The following is a 22,999-nucleotide window of genomic DNA, read 5'->3' on the forward strand; positions in this document are numbered from 1 at the left end:
ATAGACAAAGTAGTGGAAAGGCAATTAAGGGAATACGAATTTGTTAGTGGTACAACGAAGGAGGTAATTTTAATGCTTATTTATTAAGCAATTGGTAATAATTGTTGCTTGATTTCGTGGAATTTAATAATGTAATTGGTTCCTTTTCGGGTAGTGTCTTTTGTTATCGTACCTCTTAATTGCCGAGTGAGATTATGAATTAACTTCAGTCCCAGAGATTTTGTATTCTTGTAGTTGATAGAATCTGGAAATCCAACACCGTTATCACCAATTTCCAGTATATATTCATCATTTTTTTTATCATCTTTTTTTAGTGCAATATGTACTTCACCTTCCTCATCGCCGGCAATACCGTATTTTAGTGCGTTGGTCAACGTCTCGTTGATGAGGAGACCTAAGGGTATGGCCGTGTCAATGCCCAATTTAATTTCAGGAATATCAATTTTCAAATCGACTTTATTGTCGATTCCTTTTATGGAGCGGATAAGATATTCGCTCAGTTCTTGAACGTAAGATTTGTATTCTATATGGCTAATGTCATTACGCATATAGAGCATTTCATGTACCATGGCCATGGCAATCACCCTGTTCTGGGTTCCTTTTAATAAATTTTTCATTGAGCCATTCACCGTATTACGGGATTGTAAGCTCAATAAACTGGATACTGTCTGTAAATTATTTTTTACCCTGTGATGGACTTCTTTCAATAAATTTTCTTTTTCCGCTACTTGCAAAGCCAGTTTTTTTTTGGAACTATAGAGCGCGTGATATGTTTTTAGGAGACTTTTACCAAATGTATTGCCCAATATGAATAAGGCGAATAGAATAGAAACAAGGCTAAATAATGGGTCTGAAGCTGGCGGTACTACGTTTTGAGTTATTTTAAGTTCTGGAATGGTCTGCGTGAAAATTAAAATGACCAATATAAAAATGGTATAGAAATACAGTTGGCCATATCGACTACTGTTAATATAACCTGCAAATGCAACTAGAGACATCATAAAAATAAAAGAACTATGAATTCCACCACTGTATAGGGTGACGATAAAAGCGCAGCTAAGAGCTATGATAGCCGAAAAATTAAAGGTGGGCGAAATAGTTTTATGGGCTTTGAAAAATAGAAGGTTGATAAAATTTAAAATTCCAAACCCAATAAGGGCGTAGGGAATAATCTGATCAATATTCAGGATAAAATAGCAAAGTGCACCAAATAGAATGGATACAATGCTACTGGTGTAGTTTACCTTTAAAAAAAGTCTGGTTTTATCCTGAAGACGCTCTTGATCGATAGTAAATCCGGGCATAGGTGTCGTTTAGATACACATAATCATACTATTCTTACAAATGTAAATCTAATTATGTTTTTAACATAATACTAGCATTTTTTACATTACTAAAGGTAACCAGCAGTAATTGTTCAAGAACCCCGCTGTGCATGAGGTTCAAGATTTGTTAAATCAGCAATTTTAATGGCTTTTCCCTCCTCTATACTTCTTCTGGCTCCAATGCCGATTAATATGGACATGGCACCATCTCTTGCTCCGGCAGTTCTACCATAGGGATCTGGTATTTCAGGATTTACGAATAGTTTGTCATGTAGGCGTTTATCACCTCCACCGTGGCCGCTTTTTTCCATGGGAACCTTTACGACTTCATATTCTTTCCAAAGGTTGTGTACAATAATTGGTTCATAACTTGATTCTTCTTTATTGGTTTGGGCCATTTCGGTAGCATGTTTTTCAGCTTCGTCAACCGTATTAATGGAGTTATAGGGAATGTCTTGGGAAGCCTCAATCCTTCCTTTGGTACCATTGAACGCAACTCGCCATCCTTCAAAAGGGGAATAGGTAGTCAAGCTATAATTTAAAACGGTATTGTCTGCATATTTTACTTGGGCCGACATTTTATCATAAATATTGATTTCATCCCTGAACAAACAATTATCACGTATATAACCATCTTCATGTTCATGGTCTACGTATAATTTTTTCGCCGTTTGATCCTTGTTAATATCCCAATAAAAGTCACAGGTATTTTTATAATCACAACTACGGCAATTGGGCCCTTGTTGAGGTCCATTTTTTCCATAGAATTCCAAATCTCCATAAGCAAAAACTTCGTTGGGCTCAGAATTAATCCACCAGTTCAATAAATCAAAATGGTGGGTGGCTTTGTGCACCCATAGCGATCCACTGTTTTCCATTTCGCCATGCCATCTTCTAAAGTAAGAAGCACCATGATAGGTGTTCAAGTACCAATGAAAATCAACGGATACTAAATCACCAATGGTGTTATTTGACAATAACTCCTTAATCTTAGTGGCATAGGGGCTCCATCTGTAATTGAAACCTACAATAAGTTTTTTATCCGATTTTTTTTCTGCATTTAAAATAGCCTGACATTTTGTTTCATCCGTTGTTAAAGGCTTCTCTGTAAGTACATCGCAGCCCATTTCCAATCCTTTGATGATGAACTGGTGATGGGTAGCATCCTTAGTAGTTACAATGACCAAGTCTGGTTTTGTTTTGTTGACCATCTCTTCGAAATCGGTAAAAATTGGGCACTCAGCCCCTATAAAACCTTTGGCATATGCTAAGCGACTCGGGTTAATGTCCGATAGACCTACAAATTCAAGTATGTCAGAGTATTCATCCAGTAACCTTTTACCCCAGAATGTGGTGCCTCGTATACCAGTACCTACTAATGCAATTTTTAATTTTGAGGATTTGTTAAAGGCAAATGAGGAAATAGGAAAGGCAGAACTTGCTGCCAGCATACCGATAGAAGTGATGAATTTTCGTCTGGAATTGGTCATTATCGTAGTTATTTAAGAATTGTATTAAATATAGTTAATTTTTAATACTCCTATTTTAAATATTACTCATTCAACAAGTGTCGTTTAAAAAATGAAATGAGCGGAACAAAAAAGGCATCCCTTTTTAGGATGCCTTTTTTTATAAAGTAGTCAATGTTATTATTCGTCGGTCAATACCCAAGACCCGCTTTGTATAAGCGGTTCTGCCTGTTTGAACTTTACGCTTTTACTTTCACCACTCATTACATTTTTAATGGTAACACGTTCGTTTCTCCCAATTTTAGGTTGTTCCCTGGTAATGGTTTCGGTTACAGCGGGACGTTGTCCTTGATTTTGACCAACGGCTCTGCTACGCGCTGCCAATTCATCACTATTGGGTATTTCCTCTTTAGTGGTTTGAAAGTTTTCTTTGGACTTTCTTAGGTTTCTTTCCTCTTGAATGGCATTTGTATTTTCTGATGGAAGTTCGCCTTTGAACAAAAAGGATACCACTTCTTTGTTCACCTTTTCGATCATCGCTTTAAAGAGTTCAAAGGCCTCGAATTTATAAATTAAAAGAGGGTCTTTCTGTTCATGTACTGCCAGTTGTACAGATTGTTTCAACTCATCCATTTTACGAAGATGTGTTTTCCATGAATCATCGATTATGGCTAGCGAAATGTTCTTTTCAAAATCAGTAATCAATTGTTTGCCATTACTGTCATAAGCTTCTTGAAGATTCGTGACCACGTTCAAACTTTTGATCCCATCTGTAAACGGAACTACGATCCGCTCAAAATTATTACCATTATCTTCATGTACTTTTTTGATAACAGGGAAGGCGGCAGCGGCGTTGCGCTCCATTTTCTCATTGTAATGTTCATAAGCCGCTTTATATATTTTACCGGTTATTTCCTGAGCTCCCATTTTTCCGAAATCGCCCTCATCAACAGGAGAGGTCATGGAAAAATACTTGATCAATTCAAATTCGAAATTCTTATAATCACCGGCAGCTTTATTGCCTTCTACAATAACTTCACAGGTGTCATAGATCATGTTGGCAATATCCAATTTTAAACGTTCACCTTGAAGGGCATGGCGTCTTCTTTTATAAACCACCTCTCTTTGGGCGTTCATGACATCATCATACTCCAAGAGACGTTTACGAACTCCAAAGTTATTTTCTTCTACCTTTTTCTGTGCACGTTCTATGGATTTCGTCATCATACTGTGTTGTATGACCTCACCATCTTCCAAGCCCATCTTGTCCATCATTTTAGCGACTCTATCTGATCCGAAGAGGCGCATAAGGTTATCCTCTAGGGAAACATAGAATTGAGAGCTTCCAGGGTCTCCTTGTCGTCCTGAACGTCCACGTAATTGTCGGTCCACACGTCTTGAATCATGACGTTCCGTGCCGATGATGGCCAAACCACCTGCTTTTTTAACGGCCTCTGTCAATTTAATATCCGTACCACGACCTGCCATGTTGGTGGCGATGGTCACGATGCCCGGTTTACCGGCTTCGGCAACAACGTCCGCCTCTTTTTTGTGAAGTTTTGCGTTCAATACATTGTGAGGTACTTTACGTACGCTTAATAGTTTAGAAAGCAATTCTGATATTTCAACGGATGTTGTACCAATAAGCACAGGCCTTCCTGCCTGACTTAATTTAGTAACTTCATCGATGATGGCATTGTATTTTTCCCTTTTTGTCTTATAAATCAAATCATTACGATCTTGTCTTGCAATGGGTCTATTGGTAGGAATTTCCATAACATCCAACTTATAGATTTCCCAGAACTCACCCGCTTCGGTAACCGCGGTACCGGTCATACCGGCCAGTTTGCTGTACATTCTAAAGTAATTCTGTAACGTAACCGTTGCAAAGGTCTGGGTCAACGCTTCGATTTTAACGTTTTCTTTCGCTTCAATTGCTTGGTGTAAGCCATCTGAATAGCGACGGCCATCCATAATTCGACCGGTCTGCTCATCAACGATCATCACTTTGTTATCCATCACCACATATTCCACATCCTTTTCAAATAGGGTATAGGCCTTTAGTAATTGGCTCATGGTATGGATACGCTCACTCTTAATGGTGAAATCTTTAAATAAATCTTCCTTAAGTTCGGCTTCTTTTTCGATTTCTAAATCCTGTTGCTCTATTTTAGCGATTTCCGCTCCAATATCTGGCATCACGAAGAAATCCCTGTTCTGTTCTCCGGATATATAATCGACCCCTTTATCGGTCAATTCTATCTGGTTGTTCTTTTCATCGATAACGAACAAAAGATCCTCATCTACTTTAGGCATTTCCCGGTTATTGTCCTGCATGTAGAAATTCTCGGTCTTTTGAAGTAGTTGCTTCACCCCTTCTTCACTTAAGAATTTGATAAGGGCTTTGTTTTTTGGAAGTCCGCGATATACACGTAATAATAGAAATCCGCCTTCTTTGGTATCTCCTTCGGTAATCAGTTTTTTAGCTTCGGCCAAAACTCCGGTTAAATGTTGTCGTTGCTTTTGCACGATTTCATTCACTTTTGGTTTTAGTTCATTGAATTCATGACGGTCACCTTCAGGAACAGGACCTGATATGATTAAAGGCGTACGTGCATCATCCACCAAAACGGAATCCACCTCATCTACAATGGCGTAATTGTGAGGACGCTGCACTAAATCTTTTGGGGTATGCGCCATGTTATCCCTTAGGTAATCAAAACCGAATTCGTTGTTGGTACCATAGGTAATATCAGCATTATAGGCAGCTCTTCTACCATCGGAATTTGGGCGATGATGATCGATACAGTCTACTGAAAGTCCGTGGAATTCGAAAATGGGGGCCATCCAGGCACTATCCCTTTTTGCTAAATAGTCATTTACGGTGACCAAATGTGCGCCATTTCCGCTCAAAGCATTCAAATATAGCGGAAGCGTGGCTACAAGTGTTTTACCTTCACCAGTCTGCATTTCCGCAATTTTACCTTGGTGTAAAGCGATGCCCCCGATTAGTTGAACATCGTAATGAACCATATCCCATGTGACCTCTTTTCCCGCGGCATCCCAAGAATTCTTCCAAACGGCATTCGTGCCTTCTAACGTTACATAATCTTTAGAACCGGACAATAACCGGTCATATTCGGATGCGGTAACGGTTAGGGTCTCATTATTGGCAAAACGTTTAGCGGTTTCCTTTACCACGGCAAAGGCTTCTGCAAGGATAGTATTAAGGGTTTCTTCGGAAATTTTATAGGACTCTTCCTTTAATTTATCTATCTCGGTGTAGATATCCTCATTTTTGTCAATGTCGGTAGAGTTCTTGACCTCTTCTTCTAAGGTGTTTATTTTTTCGGTCTGTTCTTTGTAGGAGTCTTGTATCGTTCTTCTGAAGTCTATGGTTTTCTGTCGAAGCTCGTCATGGGTAAGACTTTCAATCTGCGCTTCAAATGATTTTATTTGGTTTAGTAGAGGTTGTAATTCCTTTACGTCTTTTTGTGATTTATCACCTACAAATGCCTTTAGGATGGAATTTATGAAACTCATAATGTTTTAAACTATTTAGAATTGAAAATACCTCGTTCTTTTATGCTAAGGCCACTTTTCAAAATGTTTTAGAATCGGCAAAAATAGCCGGCGTTTTAAAATAGCAAAAGGTATTCCAGTCTGTGCTTTTGACCGGTTTTGCCTAATAACCTGTCAAAATTACATAAAAAAAAAGCCTCCAAAGAGACTTTTACGTAGTTATTATGATATCGAATATTAATATTCGTCCTCGTTCCAGAGGTAGTCTTCTTCCGTTGGATAGTCAGGCCAAATCTCTTCTATTGATTCATAAATCTCGCCACCTTCTTCTTCCATAGACTGTAAATTTTCTACTACTTCTAAAGGGGCTCCAGTTCTGATGGAGTAATCTATTAACTCATCTTTACTTGCCGGCCAAGGTGCATCACTTAAATAGGATGCTAATTCTAATGTCCAATACATAGTAATCGTTTGATTTTAAATTTTTTGCAAAAGTAATTTTTAAATTGAGATAGCCAAGAAATAACAGGTAAATTTCCGTATTTGCGCAATTAATTTTTACTTTGATAAATTGATAACGAAGAAATTATAGAATTATTAGCCCTTTTTTTCTGGCACCCATTTAATTTCATCAGCTTTTAGGTCTTTCGACAATTTTCGTGCCAATACAAAGAGGTAGTCTGAAAGCCGGTTCAGGTATGAAAGCACGGCCGAATCAAAAGGATCATTTTCAAATAATAATGTTGACATCCGTTCTGCGCGTCTACAAATCGTTCTGGCGATATGACAGTATGACACGGTGGTGTGCCCGCCTGGAAGAATAAAATGAGTCATTTCGGGTAAAACAGCATCCATCTCATCTATAGCATTTTCTAAAAATTCAATTTCGGAGGAAGTAATTGTTGGAATATTCAAGCGGTCTTTACCGTTTTTCAGGATTGCCTTTTCTGGATCTGTAGCCAAAACGGCCCCGATGGTAAACAACTGCTCCTGTATCTTGGTCAATTGTTTTCTGCTGCAATCTGCTATTTCTTGGTCCCTGATGAGTCCCAACCAAGAATTGAGTTCATCGACCGTTCCATAACTTTCTATTCGGATATGGTGCTTTTGAACCCGTGTTCCACCGAAAAGACCTGTTGTGCCGTCATCTCCCGTCTTGGTATATATTTTCATTTTCTTTAATTAGCGGTTTAATGGATTAGTGGAATAGGGGGTTAGTGAGTTGGTAGGCATTACTTGGTTTTCAATAAAGTCTATCTAGTTGAGATATGAAATATAAATTAGAATATTTTTTACTGTCAACTGTCAACTGTCAACTGGCTATTCTTTCTTATTTTTACGTTTGTAATCCTCCATGAATTTTCGAGATTTTCGAGATTTTGACTTATTTCTGTTCACTATCGTTACTACTAGATAAATCGCAAATACGACCCCCAGAATTATGTACATTGTATTGTTCATCCTCTAATTGATTTATCCTAAAATTACAGGATTATATTCGTATTTTAAAATGTTCCTTAACCTGCTCTTTCCTAAAAAAAACTGCGCCACAATAAAATAAATCAATGGTAACTGTAACCTGGGCGCGCTCTTTTAATTTTTCCCAAGCGTCAAAATTGTTTTTGTTCTGGTGGATGTTATCTACCAGCAACAATGTGTTATTATGCAGTTGACTGGAATCTAAAAATCGAAATTCAAAATTTTCGATTGTGGTGAAAATGACATCTGCCTTGCTTTGAACGAAAGAAATATCGGGGCGAGCTATCTTAATTTTTTCCATTGTATTCTCAGTGTTCCCGAATATATTGATGGTTTTATAGTTAAAGTAGGATATGCTTTTTAAGAGTACGTTCAAACTCATTGGAAAACCGAACTTTGTCTTTTTATACAGGCATTTCGTCACGTAATCATATACAAAAGGCGAATGAACCCCATGTTGATTGGTGGCCGAAAAGTAAAAGGCTAAATGTGATAAAAACTGATACACCGTACGCTTACAACTTTTTTATAGAATTAACCTTCTTGTACTGCCGAAAGTTCAAACCAACGTTCGGTTTTTTCATCAATACTATCGTTTACTTCTTTCAATTCGATGGATAATGCATCAATGTCATCACCTGTTAAAGAACTATCGGCGAACTTTTGGGTGAGTTTTACTTTTTCCTCCTCCAACTTTTTGATTTCGCGTTCTAATTTTTTGAATTCCTGCTGTTCCGCATACGATAATTTAGGGGTACTATCGGTTTCTTTCCAGTTATTTTTGGTTGTGCTTTGGCTGTCTTTTTGCTCTCTTTTCTCTTGGATCTGGCTGTCTTCGTACGCTCTATAGTCTGAATAGTTGCCTGGGAAATCCTCCACAACCGCATCGCCCCTAAAAACGAATAAATGGTCCACAATTTTATCCATAAAATAACGGTCGTGCGAAACCACCATCAAACAACCCTGAAAATCAAGTAGGAAACTTTCCAATACATTTAGGGTTACAATATCCAAGTCGTTGGTAGGCTCATCCAAAATCAAGAAATTCGGGTTTTGGATCAACACGGTACATAGGTAAAGCCGTTTGCGTTCGCCACCACTTAATTTTTCGACATAATCATAGGATTTTTTTCGGTCGAACAGAAAACGTTCCAGAAGCTGTTGAGCAGAAATCTGTCTGCCTTTGGTCAACGGAATGTATTCCCCGAACTCTCGAATTACGTCAATCACTTTTTGACCTTCTTTGATCTTGATTCCTTTTTGGGTGTAATAGCCGAATTTAATGGTTTCCCCAACGACGACTTTTCCACTATCCGGTTCATCACGACCGGTTAGGATGTTCAGAAAAGTAGATTTACCGGTTCCATTTTTCCCGATGATTCCTATACGTTCCCCTTTTTGGAACACATATTCGAATTTATCTAAAATGGGCTTGTTCGGGTAGGACTTCGAAATTTTATGAAGCTCCAAAATTTTACTTCCCATACGTTCCATGTTCAATTCTAATTGAACTTGATGGTCTTTTCTGCGTTGACTGGCCTTTTCTTTTATATCCTGAAAGTCGTCTATACGAGATTTGGACTTGGTGGTACGGGCCTTGGGTTGGCGACGCATCCAATCCAATTCCTTTTTAAAGAGTAATTCGGTTTTATGTTGTTCAACAGATTCTTGCTCTAAACGCGCTTCTTTCTTTTCAAGGTAGTAGGAGTAGTTACCTTTATACGGATAGAATTTTCCATTCTCCAATTCTATAATTTCATTACAGACACGCTCCAAAAAGTAGCGGTCGTGTGTGACCATGAACAGCGTGATATTTTCCTTTGCGAAAAATTCTTCGAGCCACTCGATCATTTCTAGGTCCAAATGGTTGGTAGGTTCATCTAAAACCAGTAGATCGGGTCTGTTGATCAAGGCATTCGCCAAGGCTAATCGTTTCTTTTGTCCGCCTGATAGTTTACCGACTTTGGCATGAAGGTCTTCCAACTTTAATTTTGAAAGTATCTGTTTGTATTGGGTCTCAAAATCCCAAGCCTCAAAACGGTCCATGGCATCAAATGCCTTTTGGTAGGCATCGGCATCTTCCGGATTTTCTAAAGCTTTTTCGTAATTGTTGATGACCTGCAGAATTTCATTGTCCGAAGCAAAAATCGTTTCCTCAACGGTCAAGTTGGGGTCCATCACCGGCTCTTGGGCCAAAAAGGATACCCGGGTAGATTTACGATAGTTCACCTGTCCGCTATCTGGAGTGTCGGCTCCCGAAAGGATGTTCAAAATGGATGTTTTTCCCGTACCGTTTTTAGCGATCAAGGCAATTTTCTGGTCTTTATTGATGCCAAAGGAAAGGTTTTCAAAAAGGACCAACTCGCCATAGGATTTGGAAATATTTTCAACGGTAAGTAAATTCATGTACGGATGTATGGATTATGTGATTTTTGGACCTTGGTCCGATTTTAAATAGAAAAAAAGAAAGGCGTATCGAATACCCAGCGCAATAAGTATAAATACCATTAAAATAGAAAAAACCTGTATTTTAAATGTCCAAAGTATAGCCGATGCAATCAGCAGTACTAAAATCAGCAGTATGTATTGAGGCAACCATTTCGCAATACCGTTCTTCATTAGATAAAATGCAACAACTACGTTCGGGGCAAAGGCCCAAAGTGCATTGAAATTCATTTTAGTGGCCAAATGGTCTGTACCGAACCAAAGGAATAAAATCAAACATCCCGCCAGGCCTGTAGCCAAGAATAGGCTAAAATCTAGCCATTTTGTCCGTTTGTTTTTCTTATGGTCAGCATAGGTGATCCAACCTACGAGTACTAAAAGAAGCGCCAACCAAAAAGCGGGGGTCAAAAAGAATAGGGTATTGTCTTTTTGTTCAGGAATATCGAGAAGCACCGATTCTTTTTTGACGATAGGTTGATTGTCAATAGTGGTGTGCTTCATTTGTTGGTACACATAAATAGGTAGGAACAAATGTTCGTAAGGCGTAGCTTTTCGGTCTATTACAGAACCTAATGCCAAGTCGATTCCGAAATTAGACCATGTATTAGGGTTCAACTTCAGCCGTATTAATTCACGAAATGTTAATTGGTTTTCGAGGTATTTGTAATCAAATTTAAAAGAATCTCCTAAGGTCTTTTCAAAAACCATGGGTATTCTGGTAGCACAGTTATCGAACAAAAAATCGTATTTATACTTCTTGTTTTCGGGTAATAGGTTGTTTTCTAAAAAGGCGATAATCTTCTTCCGTTGCTCCACGTTGAGGTTCAGTTCCTGTTCCTTGATCCAGCGCTGTTCTAGGGTGTATTCCCGTTCAAAATATTGGAAAGGCATTCTAGAAATGGTGTAGGCCAATTTACCACGGGTAAAATTGAGGTAAAAGTTGGGATTTTCAAAATCATAGGTTCCGTATCCGTAAACTTCATCGATACCTAGGGCCGGATCTTGTAAACGAATGGCGCTATGCCCAAATTTTGCGGCAAGTTCTTCTCCGGTTCCAACGGTGAGCAAGCTTATTTTAGACAATGGTGAGAGTTCCGCACCTTGGGAAAATCCAAAGGAGACGGACAAAAAAACAATAAAAACAAGGATACTATTTTTGAACATAACTTCTTGTACGCATAGCGGGTACAAAGATGCGAATAATAACAGAATTCAAGGATATTGCTTTTTTATAATTTGATGGTCGGTCGAAACGTGATTATTGAAAGCTCTAATTTTCTATGTTTTTCGTTAAAGAGTTTCTATGGGTTTTGGTAAACGCCCTTAGAATCGGCCTCATTGCTATCGTTCACTTTTTAGTAGGGTCGAACTTATACCGAGGCATTCGATTGAAAGGATACATCTAGCAGTTGTTAACAGCCTCTTTTTTTACGCTTTCTTGCTTGTTTTGCAATAATTGTTTTTCGACTTCTGCTTTTTATCAACGTGGCTTTTTGCTATTAAGGTTCTGTAATTTAGAAAATCTTCTTTAGATGGTTGTTATAGTTTATTTTCTTTGAAAATGTAAATCATAAAATCATCATTCTCTGACTGCTACGAAATAAAACGTCAAGTCAGGATTATTTAGAAATCGTAGGTCTAAATTGTATGTCGCTAAATTTATTTAAGTAAACTTTTTATTATTTTCTCCAACTACACGAATTATAGTAAAGAATCATCTGGATAGTTCTTATTAGTTTTTAAAAAAGTTATAAAATCTTCTTTTATTTTTTTGCTCCATATAAATTTATAGATTATTCAAATACAGATTTCGAGTGTTGAATGTTGGGTAATAATGGTATAGCATCAATTAATGCTAGCTCGCTTATACGACTAAGGTAGCAAATAGTAGAAAACGAATTGTTGTCTGAATATAAATAAGCCTAATCCTGTTCAATCCTATTTTGAATCGCTAATTTTATTGAAAATTATAATTGAATGATACTATGAGAAAAAGTGTTTTAATCTCAATGAACTTAGGCCTATTGTTCTTGTCCGTAATTACTATCACCGGGCAGGAGCCTTTTCAAAATAACCAATCAGAGTATGGTGAATTTATGGACGATGCCAGTACCATATACCGGTCAGCTTCCGGTAATCCAGGTCCTGAATATTGGCAGAACGATGCCGATTATAAAATTGAAGCTTCCCTTAATGAGAATGACCATGTGCTGAGTGGTAAAGTAACCCTGACCTATACCAATAACAGTCCAGAAGCGTTGGATTTTATCTGGATGAACTTGAACCAGAATCGGTTTACCGAAGACTCTAGAGGTACCCTTACGACCCCTATTATGGGTAATCGGTACAATGGGGATACAGATGGCGGGTACACTATTACCAACCTTGAAGCAAAGGTGAAAAAAGAGGTTTCCTCTAAACATATTATCACCGATACCCGTATGCAGGTTTTTTTCAACGAACCCATTCCTGCGAAAGGTGGCAAAGCAACGGTTTCCATGAATTTTTCGTTTAAAATCCCTGTTAAAGGAATGGATCGAATGGGGAGATTGGAAACGAAGAACGGAACCATTTATGCCTTGGCACAATGGTATCCTAAAGTTGCCGTTTTTGATGACACCGAAGGGTGGAATATTGAACCATACCTTGGAGCGGGGGAATTTTATGAAGAATATGGCGATTACGACTATTACATTACTGCTCCTTTTGACCATATTGTCGTAGGGTCAGGTAATTTGGAAAATCCTAAAGAGGTATTGACGAGTACCGTTCAGAACCGTATGAACGAGGCCAGAAAAAGTGATACGACCGTTTATTTGTTGAAACCTGAGGAAATTAAGGATAACAGTTTAAAAGCTAAGCAAGAAGGCACCTTGACCTGGCATTTTAAAATGGAGAACACTCGAGATGTAGCTTTTGCTTCATCAAAGGCCTTTATTTGGGATGCCGCCCGAATTAATCTGCCCAGTGGTAAAAAAGCAATGGCTCAATCCGTTTATCCTATAGAAAGTGATGGAACCAATGCTTGGGGCCGTTCTACAGAATATACGAAAAATGCAATTGAAAACTACTCCAATAAGTGGTTTGAATTTCCATATCCTGTTGCCGTTAACGTCGCTGCAGATGTAGGTGGTATGGAATATCCAGGACTTAGTTTTTGCCATTGGGAATCAAAGGAGGGGGATCTTTGGGGTGTAACCGATCATGAATTCGGGCACAACTGGTTTCCGATGATCGTAGGATCCAATGAAAGACGTTACCCGTGGATGGATGAAGGATTCAACACTTTTATCAACCACTACAGTAGCCTTGAGTTCAATAATGGAGAATATCCCGATCAGTTGGGACAGACCCGAAAAAGGGTAAAATGGTATTTAGATGAACAGAGCGAGGGTATAGACACCTATCCAGATATTGTCAATACCAGAAATTTGGGTATGACCGCTTATGTAAAACCGGGCACTGGTCTTCTGTTGCTACGGGAATACATTTTAGGGGCCGAGCGCTTTGACAATGCCTTTAAGGCCTATATTGAAAATTGGGCGTACAAACACCCACAACCACGGGATTTTTTCAATGTGATGGATAATGTATCCGGAGAAAATCTATCCTGGTTTTGGAAAGGATGGTTCTATGGCACAGGAAAAATAGACTTAGCGATAGAAAATGTAGTGGACTATCAAGGGAATAAAGTGGTAATGCTAGCCAATAAAGGTGATATGCCAATGCCCGTTGAAATGAAGGTTACGTATATGGATGCTACTACAGAATTAATTAAACTTCCTGTAGAAATATGGCAACGTGGAAATACTTGGAATTACCTAATTAATAACGGAAAAGGTATCAAACAAGTGGAACTGGATCCAGATAAAATTTTACCCGATGTTAATTCATCAAATGATTCTTGGCCAGATATGATCTATCAAAAATAAGAATGAGATAGTACAGAACCGGCCATTATCCTATTTTTTAGGACAATGGCCGGTTCTTCCTTTAAAAAAGGTTTGGTAACTATTCGTTGCTGTTTTAATTTCAGAAAAACAACACTCTATTGTTATGGGTTGTTTTATAGTTCTCCCTTGTGTTTCGGGTCAAAATCAACCATCCATTCGATACCGTATTTGTCCCTGAACATTCCAAAATAAGAACCCCAGGGACTGTCCCCAATGGGCATTTCAATAGCCCCACCAGCCGAAAGTCCTTTAAACAACCTGTCCGCTTCTTCTCGACTTTCTGCACTAATAGAAATTTTAGATCTGTTTTCATCTTCACTTACCCGGCCTAGGAGTTCTGGTACGTCGTTCGCCATTAAAACATTTTTGCCAATGGGTAAGGCAATGTGCATAATCTGATTTGCTTCATTTTCTGTTATATCAAAGCCAGCATTTGGCATGTCTTTGAAGCGCATAAGGGTGGCGAACTCTCCGCCAAATACAGATCTGTAAAAATTAAATGCTTCTTCGGCATTACCGTTGAAGTTAATATAAGGGTTGATAAGTGCCATAATTTCTAATTTTTAAGATATTCTATATAGTCTAAATTTTGGATGGATTTAGTTTATGATGATATACATAAGAAGTTATTAAAATGCCGAGAATAATTAGCGGAAAGAAGGTTTGAAAATTGATACCATCCACTGCTGCATGGCTTATGGTTGCAAAGATAAAGTCGAAAGCAAAACCGGCATAAGCCCATTCTTTTATTCGATTAGGTACTTGCGGGATGATCAATGCTAAAACGCCCAATACTTTAAAAACAACCAATGCATTACCAAAATACTCTGGATACCCCAAATGCCTGATTCCTTCTTTGGCCAATTCTGTTTGTGAAGTCAATGCTGGCATAACGCCTTCAAATAAAGCGATGATTATGGTCGCTGTCCAAAAAATAATTTTCTCTTTTTTCATTTTGTAAAATTTTAAGTAGAAGTGTGTTTGTTAAAATTAAGTATCCAATGGTTTCCATATTTGTCTGTAAGGTCACCGAACAATGCTCCCTAAAATGTGTCTTTGAGTGGATGGTCGGCTCTACCGTCTGCTGAAAGCTTTTTATAAACCTCTTTTATTTCTTCTTCACTACTACAATCCAATGAAAGCGAGATTGTATTTCCTTTAATAAGTCCATTTTGTGGAACCATGTCCGACCCTTGTAATACCAAAGCGTCTTTTATAAGTGTAGCATGTAGAATACATTCTTTCATTTGTTTTGGCATTTTTTTTGAAAGAGGTGATTCACCCAAGGTTCGAAGGGTGAGCTCACCGCCCAGACACTCATGGTAAAATGACATTGCAGCTCTACAATTACCACCGAAAATTAGGTATGAATGAATTCGCGTCATTTTCGTTTAAGCGTTTAGTAACTTTTCAATATCAATTTTTTTCATTTGCATACATGTATTAACCACTTTTTTCCTTTTGTCTGGGTCTGACATTAATTTGCCTACTATTCTTGGGAAGACTTGCCAAGAAATACAAAATTGGTCATTAGGCCAACCGCATTGGTGGTAGCTTCCATCTTCTCCCAATAAAGGTCAATTTCTTCTTGTGTTTCACATTCGGTTACGTATGAACTTGTTTGTGAAAACGATTACATTGGTCCGCCATAAAAGCCCATGAATTGTTGTCCGTTTGCTTCCCATTTAACAACCATTGGGGTATCAGAAGTAATTTTTGAATTTTTAAAAATAGAGCAATAAAATTCGACTGCTTCTTTATCTTGTGCATCAAACCATAAGCAAGGGTATATTTGATTTTTCATTGCTCATCTTTTGTACTGATCATTCATTACATTAAACATCCAACGGATGCCGAATTGATCCAAACAACAGCCCCAATAACCCCAAAATTCATCCCTCAATGGTGCTTTATCGCTGCCACCTTCAGATAAAGCTTTGTACAAATAATCCGCCTCATCCTTTGAATCTAACTGCAAACTAATAGTGGTGTTATTGCCTACAACTAGCTGTTGTCCCATTGATTCTAACATATCAGTACCCATCAATTCTGTACCGCCAATAATGGGTAAGGCCACATGCATGATACAATTTAAATCTGCTTCTGAAAAGCTAGGGCTATTAGGTTCACGAGGTAGGTCACCAATTCGCATAATGGGTGCAGAGAATTCTGTTGCAAACACAGATTTGTAAAAATGAAAAGCTTCTTCAGTATTGCCTTGAAAATTCAAATAAATCGCTACTTTACTCATGGTGGTTGTGTTTAAAATTAAAAAGAATATTGATTAAGCATCTGGAATATTCGGCTCAACTAATTTCTTTAATTTCTCCAAAGATTCTTGCCAACCCAAATAACACATTTCAGTGGGTATCATATCTGGGATGCCAGTCTGTGTTATATGTAGTTCTGTTCCACAACTTACCGGTGATAATTTTACGGTGGTTGCTATTTTGCCGGGTACATTTGGATCATCGAATTTATCGGTATATTTTAATGATCGGTTTGGTGTGATTTCCAAATATTCACCCCCAAAAGAATGTCCATTACCAGTGGTAAAATTGGTAAAGCTCATTTTAAAAACGCCCCCAACTTTAAAATCCATTTGGTGGACTTTACACACAAATCCAAAAGGTGGTAGCCAGTAGGCCATTGCATCGGCATCAGAAAATGCTCGAAATACTTTCTCGGGTGATGCGGTTAAAACTCTGTGTAAGGTCACTTTGTTCTTTTCCATTTTGATTGTTATTTATATTTTTTGTGTAATTGGTGCTAGCGTCAAATGTTTGGTTGTTCACCAATAGTCCCGATTTGAACTTCTCCGTCTCGTTTATAATTAACAATAATTACTCCACTTGGCGTAATGGTATTTTCAACCAATTTAAAAGCTGCCGGAATAACACCTTTGCCAAATAATTTTTTACCCTTACCTAGTGTCACCGGATATATTTTCAGCCAAAGTTCGTCGACCAAATCATTTTTAAATAGTAATTGAACCAGCTCACTACTGCCCCAAACTTTGAGGTCCGAACCGTTTGATTCTTTAAGATTCTTTACGCCTTCCAAGTTTTGAATGAAAATTGAATTATTCCATTCTGAGTTTGTTCTTGTTTTGGACAAGACATACTTTTTAACTTCATTGATCTTTGGCCAATGTGCTGAATTTTTTGGCCAATAACGTTCAAAAATATCAAAGGTCTTTCGGCCTAAAAGTAAGTCGGCAGGTTCCATTTGTTTTCGAATGATATCGCCTGAAACTGCATCTGAAAAAGTTGCGGACCATCCACCATACTCAAAACCTCCCGACGTATCTTCATCTGGACCTCCTGGCGCCTGAGTGACGCCATCCAAAGACATAAACTCCAAAACAATTATTTTCCTCATTTTTATTGCTGATCTTTAATTCTACGAATATTACAAAAATGCTACATCTTTTTACGATGTTAAATATCTGAAAATGACAGCAAAAGGGTGTTTTGCGACAAAAATAGATTTTATTTTTATTCAATTAAACAACACTTAATGAATGTAAGTATTTTGGTTCTCGAAAACTCCGTGATACAAGCCATAGCAGATCCGCAATATCTGCTGTCTGCTGTAAATCAGTTTATGTCAGGTGCTGGTAAAAAGTCATTGTTCAATGTACAATTAGTTGGTTGGAGAAAGCAAATGAGAATTAATAATGGGTCGTTTGCTATAAATACAACACATCTTTTAAAAGATGTAAAGCAAACTGATTTAATAATTATCCCAGCGCTGTTCGGCGATATGAAGACAGCAATTGCCGCTAATAAAAAGGTGTTGCCATGGATAAAAGAGCAATACAAAAATGGGGCGGAAATAGCTTCATTATGTGTTGGTTCTTTTCTTTTGGCATCAACAGGTTTGCTCGATGGCAAAAAGTGTTCAACCCATTGGGGATTTCAAAATGAGTTTAGGGAACTATTTCCTGAGGTTGAGGTCGTGGAAGGAAATATTATTACCGAAGAACATCGAATTTATTCGAGTGGTGGTGCCCATTCGTACTGGAATTTACTGTTACACCTGGTTGAAAAATATACAGATAGGGAGACCGCCATACTTGCATCAAAGTATTTTGCTATTGATATTGACAGGGAGAGTCAAACTACATTCGCTATTTTCAAAGGGCAAAAAACACATACCGATGAAGCTGTAAAAAAGGCACAAGACTATATTGAAAAGAATTATCAAGACAAAATAACTATTGAAGATTTGACCGAATTTGTATCGGTTGGCAGACGAAGTTTTGAAAGACGGTTTAAATTGGCGACGGCGAACACTGTTTTGGAATATATTCAGAGAATAAAAGTGGAAGCGGCCAAGCGAAGTTTTGAAAACAGTAGAAAGAACATGAATGAAGTAATGTTTGATGTTGGCTATACCGATACAAAATCATTCAGAAGAGTTTTTAAAAAAATAACAGGGCTTACACCAATCGAGTATCGTAATAAGTATAATAAAATGGTGGTCTAGTATTCTAGCGGGGATTATCCAAAGAGACAAGGTCCGAGCCGTAAACTTGCAACAAAAAAAAGCGTACAGTAGATAAGGGTCATGCTGCTACATTTTGATTATAAATTCCTATATCAAATCCCTACATTGCCTTATGCCCCAATTTAGAGTGTATCCTTCTTCTCTCGTACCGTTTGTAGTTTACTTTTCATAGAGTTTGAATTTGTCTAAGTGTTATACTTACCCAATATATGATTGCCGTAATTCACCTCTGTTATTGATCAAAACAGTTAAACATGTCAAGGATGTATTGTAATCCGTTGGGTCGGTGTAGCCCAACTGTATTTTGCATCGTGATTGCGGTAACTTCTTTTGCTCTTTCGAACATTTTGCTTTCATAATTTTCAAAAGCCGATTTTATATTTTCGGTATTTAGAAGCTCTTCGCTCAATTCCAAAGCATCAAGCATCGCCATATTTACGCCTTCGCCTGCATAGGGTGGCATTCGATGAGCCGCATCTCCAATGATGGTAAGATTACTTTGAGTTGTCCAGTATTGGTCAGCTGAATAATGATATAATGGTCTTGGTATAATACTGATTTTGTCTGTAGCAAAAAGTTCTTTATAAATACTGTCCCAATTTGAAAAATTAGTCTCGAACCAGTTTTTAACAGCTGCCAAATTCCCAAAATAAATTCCGCTTTCTTTTACCCAATTGGCATCTACTTTTTCGCCGGTATAAAAAGCAATGCTTCCATCGCCTTTGGTACTTAAAATTATTGATTGCTCATTTCCGAATGCAAATATTTTTCCTCCTTTAAGTAATTTGAAAATATGAGGTGCATTTTTCTCTGCATCATAAATATTCCCTTCAACAATAGTAACACCTGAGTAAATTGGTTTTATATCTGTTAAATAGGGTCTTATTTTTGAGTTTGCCCCATCTGCTCCAATTACAATGTCGGCATAATATTCTTTTTCATTTTTGAAAAGTAGATTCCAACCCTCATTTTGTTTTTTCATGGAAACGAATTGACTGTTCCAAACCACAGTCCTGGGTTTTAAGGACTCCAATAAAATCTTTCTTAAAGGTCCCCGGTCAATTTCCGGACGATGTTCTGCACTATGCTCATCTTTATGGTCGTCCAAATGGATTTTTCCAGTATTGTCCATAATTCTCAATTTTCCTGCGTCAGGTAAATAGTTTGCATAAAACGCATCCAAAAGATTTGCTTTTTTGAGTGCTGCTAACCCCGATTCTTCGTGTAAGTCAAGATTGGCGCCTTGTACTCGGGCATCTTTGTTAATATCACGTTCGTACACTGTTACATTACAGCCTTCTTGTTGTAAAAGTCTTGCCAATGTAAGTCCACCTGGACCGCCACCAACGATTGCAATTTTTTTGTCTTTGATATTCATTACCGTAAAATTTTAATTACGGCACAAAATTATTGGTCTGGCAAGGTTGAAAATTGTATAAATCGGTCGTTTTGATTTTGTGTTAATTGTTTGGGATTAACTCCTGCCAACCTTTTTACTTCTTTAATAAAGTGGGCTTGGTCAGCAAAGTTTTGTTCTGGAAAAAGTTGACCATCTTTAATATGTTGAAAGGAAGCTCTAAACCGAAGAATGTTGCAGTAAGTTTTTAAGGAAATACCATATTGATGATTGAAATAACGATTGATTTGTCGGCTACTCCAACATGCTTTTTCGGATAGTTCTGCAACTGAAAATGCTCCGTTTGAGCTGTATATTGAGTCAAACAGTTTTTGTTTTCTGGTGTCAACCTCTTTAGGCAAAAGTGTTTCAATTTGTTGGGTTGCTTTTTGGCAGAATAAATCAAAATCTTTCAAATCTATTGTGCTAAAACCCCAAAAATTATCAGGCAAGTTTTCTCCTTTGTTCAATAAGTGTGAAATACTCTTCTTCAATATATATTCTGTAGCAAGTGGTTTGAAACTTATAGCAAAAGTTGTCCTGTTAGCCTTAATAGTAGATTGTTCTGGGCTTGTTCCTATTCCTAAAAGCGTAATGTGGAAGGGATCGGTTTCCGATTCAGTAAAAAATACATCAACTCTCCCATCAGGTAAAATTACAACTTGTTTGTCGCTGTTAGTTGGATTATGCAACATCCAAAAATTTTCTACAAATTCGAATAGCGATTTGTCAGGTTTTGCAACTTTGTATGTTAATTCAAGATTCGTTTGTTTTTGCATTTGCGATTGTTGTTGAAATGAGCTATATACCACTTCAATTGCATTCTCTTTAAATTGAAAGTATAAATCAGAAACAACAAAGAGAGGATTAAGGTTAATATTTACGGTGAAGTTTACGACTTCGACATCATTGATAATCCCCTCTCTTTTACTTTCTCAAACATGTTCAGTGCTGTGAGGCCGGACCTCGTTTTCAAGTTGTTGTGATTAAGGTAGTACGCTCTTTCATAAAATCAGTTCCTATGAATAAATATAGAGAAACTTTTGGAGTCGATATCACTAAAGATGTCTATGAACGGATCGTGGCCAAGGGCAAGAGTGAATAATTGGGATTGATCGCAGTGGCCAATAAGCTTTTAAAACAGGTCTTTGCCATTGTCGGATCGGGATTACCCTACGATGAAAATCACGGATCCGTTCTAGCTAAAGGATAGGTCAAAAAGAATAAATGAAACAGCTAATATCTGTTATTCTAGATTTTAGGAAAGGATATCTATGTGTCAAATTTAATGTAGAAAAGAGTTGTTTTTTACTTCAGTTCTTCTTTAGTTACAGCTCTTTTATTCTTCAATTGTTCTAAACGTCAAATTCACTCTCGGTATTGTTACCTTTTTTGTAGGTGGAAGTCGGTGTAACCAATGCGTTTGTGTGGTGTCTTTCATTACCAAAAGACTTCCGTGTTGTAAGAACAACTCCACTTTTTCTTTGGATTGTTTGTGCTTAAAGGCAAACTTTCTTTCCGCTCCGAAACTTAATGAGCCGATTGCTCCGTCCTTTTTCAAATCGGTTTCGCCATCGCTGTGCCAAGCCATTCCTTCGCTTCCGTTATGGTACAAGTTAAGCAAACAAGAATTAAAGGTTTCACCTGTTTCTTTTTCTGCCAATAGTTTCAACTCCAAGAGTTCTTTTGTCCAAAGCAAAGCGTGTTTTGAAGTGTTGGAATAGGTGTACTCATAAGGTTTGTGGCCATACCAAGCTACTTTTCGTTTGGTTGTGATTTTCTTTCCGAAAATAATTGCTTCATCATTCTTCCATTCAATGGTTTCCAATAATTTTTTGAAGTAAAAATCTGCTTTTTCTTTATTTAAAATTTGTCCGTAATAATTGACTGTTCCGTCTTTTGGTAACCAATTTTTTGTTTTGTCTATGGTTGGGTTAAATAAGTCCATTCTTCCAATTTTTATATTCCGTTTTCATACAATGTCCACAAGGTCGAAAATTGCTTTCAACGGCTTCTTTTTCTGTTGAAAAGAAAACTCTGTTTTCTCGTTTCATTCGTTTTCCCGATTTGCAGTTGAGCAAACCATAAATTTGCAGTTTTTTGTTTCCACCGAAACGGATTTCTTGTCGTTTGATTTTGCTTCGTAAATCACTGTCCGATATTTCTGAATGATGTATCATTATTAACTAACCGCATCGTGAAAAATGATACCCAAAGTGTGTCGGTTACCCGATTTTACTTCGCTCACACCGTGTTTCATATTTACTCTGTAATACCCTTTACTTCCTTTTTCGGGTTTAAAATTGGTAGTAAAAATTAAGACATCTCCTTTCTTCGGTTTCAGTACAATGGCTTTGGATTGAGCTCTCGGAATTTGTTGTGTGAGTACAAATTCGCCACCTGTGAAATCTATGTCAGGTTCGTCCAAAACAAACACAATTTGAATAGGAAAGTAAACATCTCCGTATAAATCCTGATGTAAAGTATTGAAACCACCTTTGCCGTATTTTAAAATGAGAACGGTTGCTTTTTGTTGTCCGTTTTTGTGGCATTGTTTCAATAATTCTTCGTGATTGAGTGGAAATTCCGTGTCAATCTTTAACGCTTTAAACCAAGCATTGGCAATGGGTGCAAGTTTCGGATAAATGTTTGTTCTTACAGCCTGAATAATATTGGGCAATGGATAATTGAAATATTTATATTCGCCCAAACCGAAGCGATAACGAGCCATCACAACTGTTTTCCTGTATAAATTTGAATTATCATAATCGGCTTTTAAAATTTCGCACTGTTCGTCCGAAAGTAGTTTTGGCACAATTACGTATCCTTTTTGATGCATTTTTTCGGCTATTTTTTGCCAATTGACCAAATTGATTTTTTCGGTTATGTTTTTCATTG

The 22,999-nt window shown here is 37.6% G+C and carries 22 protein-coding genes; 2 read left to right on the top strand and 20 right to left on the bottom strand.

What is annotated here, in order from left to right; translation table 11 throughout:
- Window positions 1–83: 83 nt before the first annotated feature.
- The 8 genes from ACNR9Q_RS08915 to ACNR9Q_RS08950 all read right to left on the bottom strand — a co-directional run bounded on the left by ACNR9Q_RS08915 (window position 84) and on the right by ACNR9Q_RS08950 (window position 11,404).
- Window positions 84–1,304 carry a sensor histidine kinase gene (locus ACNR9Q_RS08915; protein ID WP_419210871.1) on the bottom strand — a complete coding sequence of 407 codons (1,221 nt, stop codon included), beginning with the start codon at window positions 1,302–1,304 and terminating at the stop codon, window positions 84–86.
- Between the two features lie 113 nt (window positions 1,305–1,417).
- Window positions 1,418–2,815, bottom strand: a complete 1,398-nt coding sequence (locus tag ACNR9Q_RS08920; RefSeq protein ID WP_419210872.1) for a Gfo/Idh/MocA family oxidoreductase — start codon at window positions 2,813–2,815, stop codon at window positions 1,418–1,420.
- 159 nt (window positions 2,816–2,974) lie between these two features.
- Window positions 2,975–6,337, bottom strand: coding sequence for a preprotein translocase subunit SecA (gene secA, locus ACNR9Q_RS08925; protein ID WP_419210873.1), 3,363 nt, complete (start codon window positions 6,335–6,337; stop codon window positions 2,975–2,977).
- Between the two features lie 216 nt (window positions 6,338–6,553).
- Window positions 6,554–6,778 carry a DUF2795 domain-containing protein gene (locus ACNR9Q_RS08930; protein WP_027064442.1) on the bottom strand — a complete coding sequence of 75 codons (225 nt, stop codon included), beginning with the start codon at window positions 6,776–6,778 and terminating at the stop codon, window positions 6,554–6,556.
- Between the two features lie 135 nt (window positions 6,779–6,913).
- Window positions 6,914–7,489, bottom strand: coding sequence for a cob(I)yrinic acid a,c-diamide adenosyltransferase (locus tag ACNR9Q_RS08935; protein ID WP_419210874.1), 576 nt, complete (start codon window positions 7,487–7,489; stop codon window positions 6,914–6,916).
- Window positions 7,490–7,808: 319 nt separating this feature from the next.
- On the bottom strand, window positions 7,809–8,177 hold the full coding sequence (locus tag ACNR9Q_RS08940; protein WP_419210875.1) for a hypothetical protein: 369 nt from the start codon (window positions 8,175–8,177) through the stop codon (window positions 7,809–7,811).
- A gap of 152 nt (window positions 8,178–8,329) precedes the next feature.
- Window positions 8,330–10,201 (bottom strand): ABC-F family ATP-binding cassette domain-containing protein, encoded by a 1,872-nt coding sequence (locus tag ACNR9Q_RS08945; protein ID WP_419210876.1) that lies wholly within the window; start codon window positions 10,199–10,201, stop codon window positions 8,330–8,332.
- Between the two features lie 15 nt (window positions 10,202–10,216).
- The gene (locus tag ACNR9Q_RS08950) at window positions 10,217–11,404 is read right to left on the bottom strand and encodes a DUF4105 domain-containing protein (protein ID WP_419210877.1); all 1,188 of its coding nucleotides are present in this window, start codon (window positions 11,402–11,404) and stop codon (window positions 10,217–10,219) included.
- A gap of 821 nt (window positions 11,405–12,225) precedes the next feature.
- Between ACNR9Q_RS08950 and ACNR9Q_RS08955 the strand changes: the two genes are divergently transcribed.
- Complete coding sequence (locus tag ACNR9Q_RS08955) at window positions 12,226–14,172, top strand: M1 family metallopeptidase (RefSeq protein ID WP_419210878.1); 1,947 nt, start codon at window positions 12,226–12,228, stop codon at window positions 14,170–14,172.
- Window positions 14,173–14,306: 134 nt separating this feature from the next.
- On the opposite strand, the gene ACNR9Q_RS08960 is transcribed toward ACNR9Q_RS08955, so the two are convergent.
- The 7 genes from ACNR9Q_RS08960 to ACNR9Q_RS08990 form a co-directional block, all read right to left on the bottom strand.
- Window positions 14,307–14,744, bottom strand: coding sequence for a VOC family protein (locus tag ACNR9Q_RS08960; RefSeq protein ID WP_419210879.1), 438 nt, complete (start codon window positions 14,742–14,744; stop codon window positions 14,307–14,309).
- Between the two features lie 31 nt (window positions 14,745–14,775).
- Window positions 14,776–15,147: a DoxX family protein gene (locus ACNR9Q_RS08965; protein ID WP_419210880.1), complete on the bottom strand. Its 372-nt coding sequence runs from the start codon at window positions 15,145–15,147 to the stop codon at window positions 14,776–14,778.
- An 89-nt stretch (window positions 15,148–15,236) separates the two neighbouring features.
- On the bottom strand, window positions 15,237–15,578 hold the full coding sequence (locus ACNR9Q_RS08970) for a VOC family protein (protein ID WP_419210881.1): 342 nt from the start codon (window positions 15,576–15,578) through the stop codon (window positions 15,237–15,239).
- Window positions 15,579–15,826: 248 nt separating this feature from the next.
- Window positions 15,827–15,997 (bottom strand): VOC family protein, encoded by a 171-nt coding sequence (locus ACNR9Q_RS08975; protein ID WP_419210882.1) that lies wholly within the window; start codon window positions 15,995–15,997, stop codon window positions 15,827–15,829.
- 3 nt (window positions 15,998–16,000) lie between these two features.
- Window positions 16,001–16,444, bottom strand: a complete 444-nt coding sequence (locus ACNR9Q_RS08980) for a VOC family protein (RefSeq protein WP_419210883.1) — start codon at window positions 16,442–16,444, stop codon at window positions 16,001–16,003.
- Between the two features lie 33 nt (window positions 16,445–16,477).
- Entirely contained in the window at window positions 16,478–16,927 is a 450-nt protein-coding gene (locus ACNR9Q_RS08985) for an SRPBCC family protein (protein WP_419210884.1), read from the bottom strand.
- A 41-nt stretch (window positions 16,928–16,968) separates the two neighbouring features.
- Entirely contained in the window at window positions 16,969–17,574 is a 606-nt protein-coding gene (locus ACNR9Q_RS08990) for a dihydrofolate reductase family protein (protein WP_419210885.1), read from the bottom strand.
- Window positions 17,575–17,712: 138 nt separating this feature from the next.
- On the opposite strand from ACNR9Q_RS08990, the gene ACNR9Q_RS08995 reads away from it, so the two are divergent.
- Window positions 17,713–18,684 (top strand): GlxA family transcriptional regulator, encoded by a 972-nt coding sequence (locus ACNR9Q_RS08995; RefSeq protein ID WP_419210886.1) that lies wholly within the window; start codon window positions 17,713–17,715, stop codon window positions 18,682–18,684.
- Between the two features lie 253 nt (window positions 18,685–18,937).
- Here ACNR9Q_RS08995 and ACNR9Q_RS09000 read toward each other — a convergent pair whose 3' ends face one another.
- The 5 genes from ACNR9Q_RS09000 to ACNR9Q_RS09020 form a co-directional block, all read right to left on the bottom strand.
- A complete protein-coding gene (locus ACNR9Q_RS09000; protein ID WP_419210887.1) occupies window positions 18,938–20,083 on the bottom strand; it encodes an FAD-dependent oxidoreductase in 1,146 nt (381 codons plus the stop codon).
- A 29-nt stretch (window positions 20,084–20,112) separates the two neighbouring features.
- Window positions 20,113–20,880, bottom strand: a complete 768-nt coding sequence (locus ACNR9Q_RS09005; protein ID WP_419210888.1) for a DUF6597 domain-containing transcriptional factor — start codon at window positions 20,878–20,880, stop codon at window positions 20,113–20,115.
- A gap of 560 nt (window positions 20,881–21,440) precedes the next feature.
- Entirely contained in the window at window positions 21,441–22,049 is a 609-nt protein-coding gene (locus tag ACNR9Q_RS09010) for an alpha-ketoglutarate-dependent dioxygenase AlkB family protein (protein ID WP_419210889.1), read from the bottom strand.
- A complete protein-coding gene (locus ACNR9Q_RS09015; protein WP_419210890.1) occupies window positions 22,036–22,281 on the bottom strand; it encodes an Ada metal-binding domain-containing protein in 246 nt (81 codons plus the stop codon). Before ACNR9Q_RS09015 ends, ACNR9Q_RS09010 begins: the two co-directional genes overlap by 14 nt.
- 2 nt (window positions 22,282–22,283) lie before the next feature.
- Complete coding sequence (locus ACNR9Q_RS09020; protein ID WP_419210891.1) at window positions 22,284–22,997, bottom strand: 2OG-Fe(II) oxygenase; 714 nt, start codon at window positions 22,995–22,997, stop codon at window positions 22,284–22,286.
- Window positions 22,998–22,999: the final 2 nt, after the last annotated feature.

Origin of the sequence: Maribacter sp. X9 (assembly GCF_048537565.1) — a bacterium.
GTDB lineage: Bacteria > Bacteroidota > Bacteroidia > Flavobacteriales > Flavobacteriaceae > Maribacter.

Coding starts and splice junctions, on each gene's coding strand:
- ACNR9Q_RS08970 (WP_419210881.1), bottom strand. CDS start 15,578: ATGACGCGAATTCATTCATACCTAATTTTCGGTGGTAATTGTAGAGCT.
- ACNR9Q_RS08915 (WP_419210871.1), bottom strand. CDS start 1,304: ATGCCCGGATTTACTATCGATCAAGAGCGTCTTCAGGATAAAACCAGA.
- ACNR9Q_RS08935 (WP_419210874.1), bottom strand. CDS start 7,489: ATGAAAATATATACCAAGACGGGAGATGACGGCACAACAGGTCTTTTC.
- ACNR9Q_RS08940 (WP_419210875.1), bottom strand. CDS start 8,177: ATGAGTTTGAACGTACTCTTAAAAAGCATATCCTACTTTAACTATAAA.
- ACNR9Q_RS08960 (WP_419210879.1), bottom strand. CDS start 14,744: ATGGCACTTATCAACCCTTATATTAACTTCAACGGTAATGCCGAAGAA.
- ACNR9Q_RS09020 (WP_419210891.1), bottom strand. CDS start 22,997: ATGAAAAACATAACCGAAAAAATCAATTTGGTCAATTGGCAAAAAATA.
- ACNR9Q_RS08950 (WP_419210877.1), bottom strand. CDS start 11,404: ATGTTCAAAAATAGTATCCTTGTTTTTATTGTTTTTTTGTCCGTCTCC.
- secA (WP_419210873.1), bottom strand. CDS start 6,337: ATGAGTTTCATAAATTCCATCCTAAAGGCATTTGTAGGTGATAAATCA.
- ACNR9Q_RS08995 (WP_419210886.1), top strand. CDS start 17,713: ATGAATGTAAGTATTTTGGTTCTCGAAAACTCCGTGATACAAGCCATA.
- ACNR9Q_RS09005 (WP_419210888.1), bottom strand. CDS start 20,880: ATGCAAAAACAAACGAATCTTGAATTAACATACAAAGTTGCAAAACCT.
- ACNR9Q_RS08955 (WP_419210878.1), top strand. CDS start 12,226: ATGAGAAAAAGTGTTTTAATCTCAATGAACTTAGGCCTATTGTTCTTG.
- ACNR9Q_RS08975 (WP_419210882.1), bottom strand. CDS start 15,997: ATGAAAAATCAAATATACCCTTGCTTATGGTTTGATGCACAAGATAAA.
- ACNR9Q_RS08920 (WP_419210872.1), bottom strand. CDS start 2,815: ATGACCAATTCCAGACGAAAATTCATCACTTCTATCGGTATGCTGGCA.
- ACNR9Q_RS08985 (WP_419210884.1), bottom strand. CDS start 16,927: ATGGAAAAGAACAAAGTGACCTTACACAGAGTTTTAACCGCATCACCC.
- ACNR9Q_RS08945 (WP_419210876.1), bottom strand. CDS start 10,201: ATGAATTTACTTACCGTTGAAAATATTTCCAAATCCTATGGCGAGTTG.
- ACNR9Q_RS09015 (WP_419210890.1), bottom strand. CDS start 22,281: ATGATACATCATTCAGAAATATCGGACAGTGATTTACGAAGCAAAATC.
- ACNR9Q_RS08965 (WP_419210880.1), bottom strand. CDS start 15,147: ATGAAAAAAGAGAAAATTATTTTTTGGACAGCGACCATAATCATCGCT.
- ACNR9Q_RS08930 (WP_027064442.1), bottom strand. CDS start 6,778: ATGTATTGGACATTAGAATTAGCATCCTATTTAAGTGATGCACCTTGG.
- ACNR9Q_RS09010 (WP_419210889.1), bottom strand. CDS start 22,049: ATGGACTTATTTAACCCAACCATAGACAAAACAAAAAATTGGTTACCA.
- ACNR9Q_RS08980 (WP_419210883.1), bottom strand. CDS start 16,444: ATGAGTAAAGTAGCGATTTATTTGAATTTTCAAGGCAATACTGAAGAA.
- ACNR9Q_RS09000 (WP_419210887.1), bottom strand. CDS start 20,083: ATGAATATCAAAGACAAAAAAATTGCAATCGTTGGTGGCGGTCCAGGT.
- ACNR9Q_RS08990 (WP_419210885.1), bottom strand. CDS start 17,574: ATGAGGAAAATAATTGTTTTGGAGTTTATGTCTTTGGATGGCGTCACT.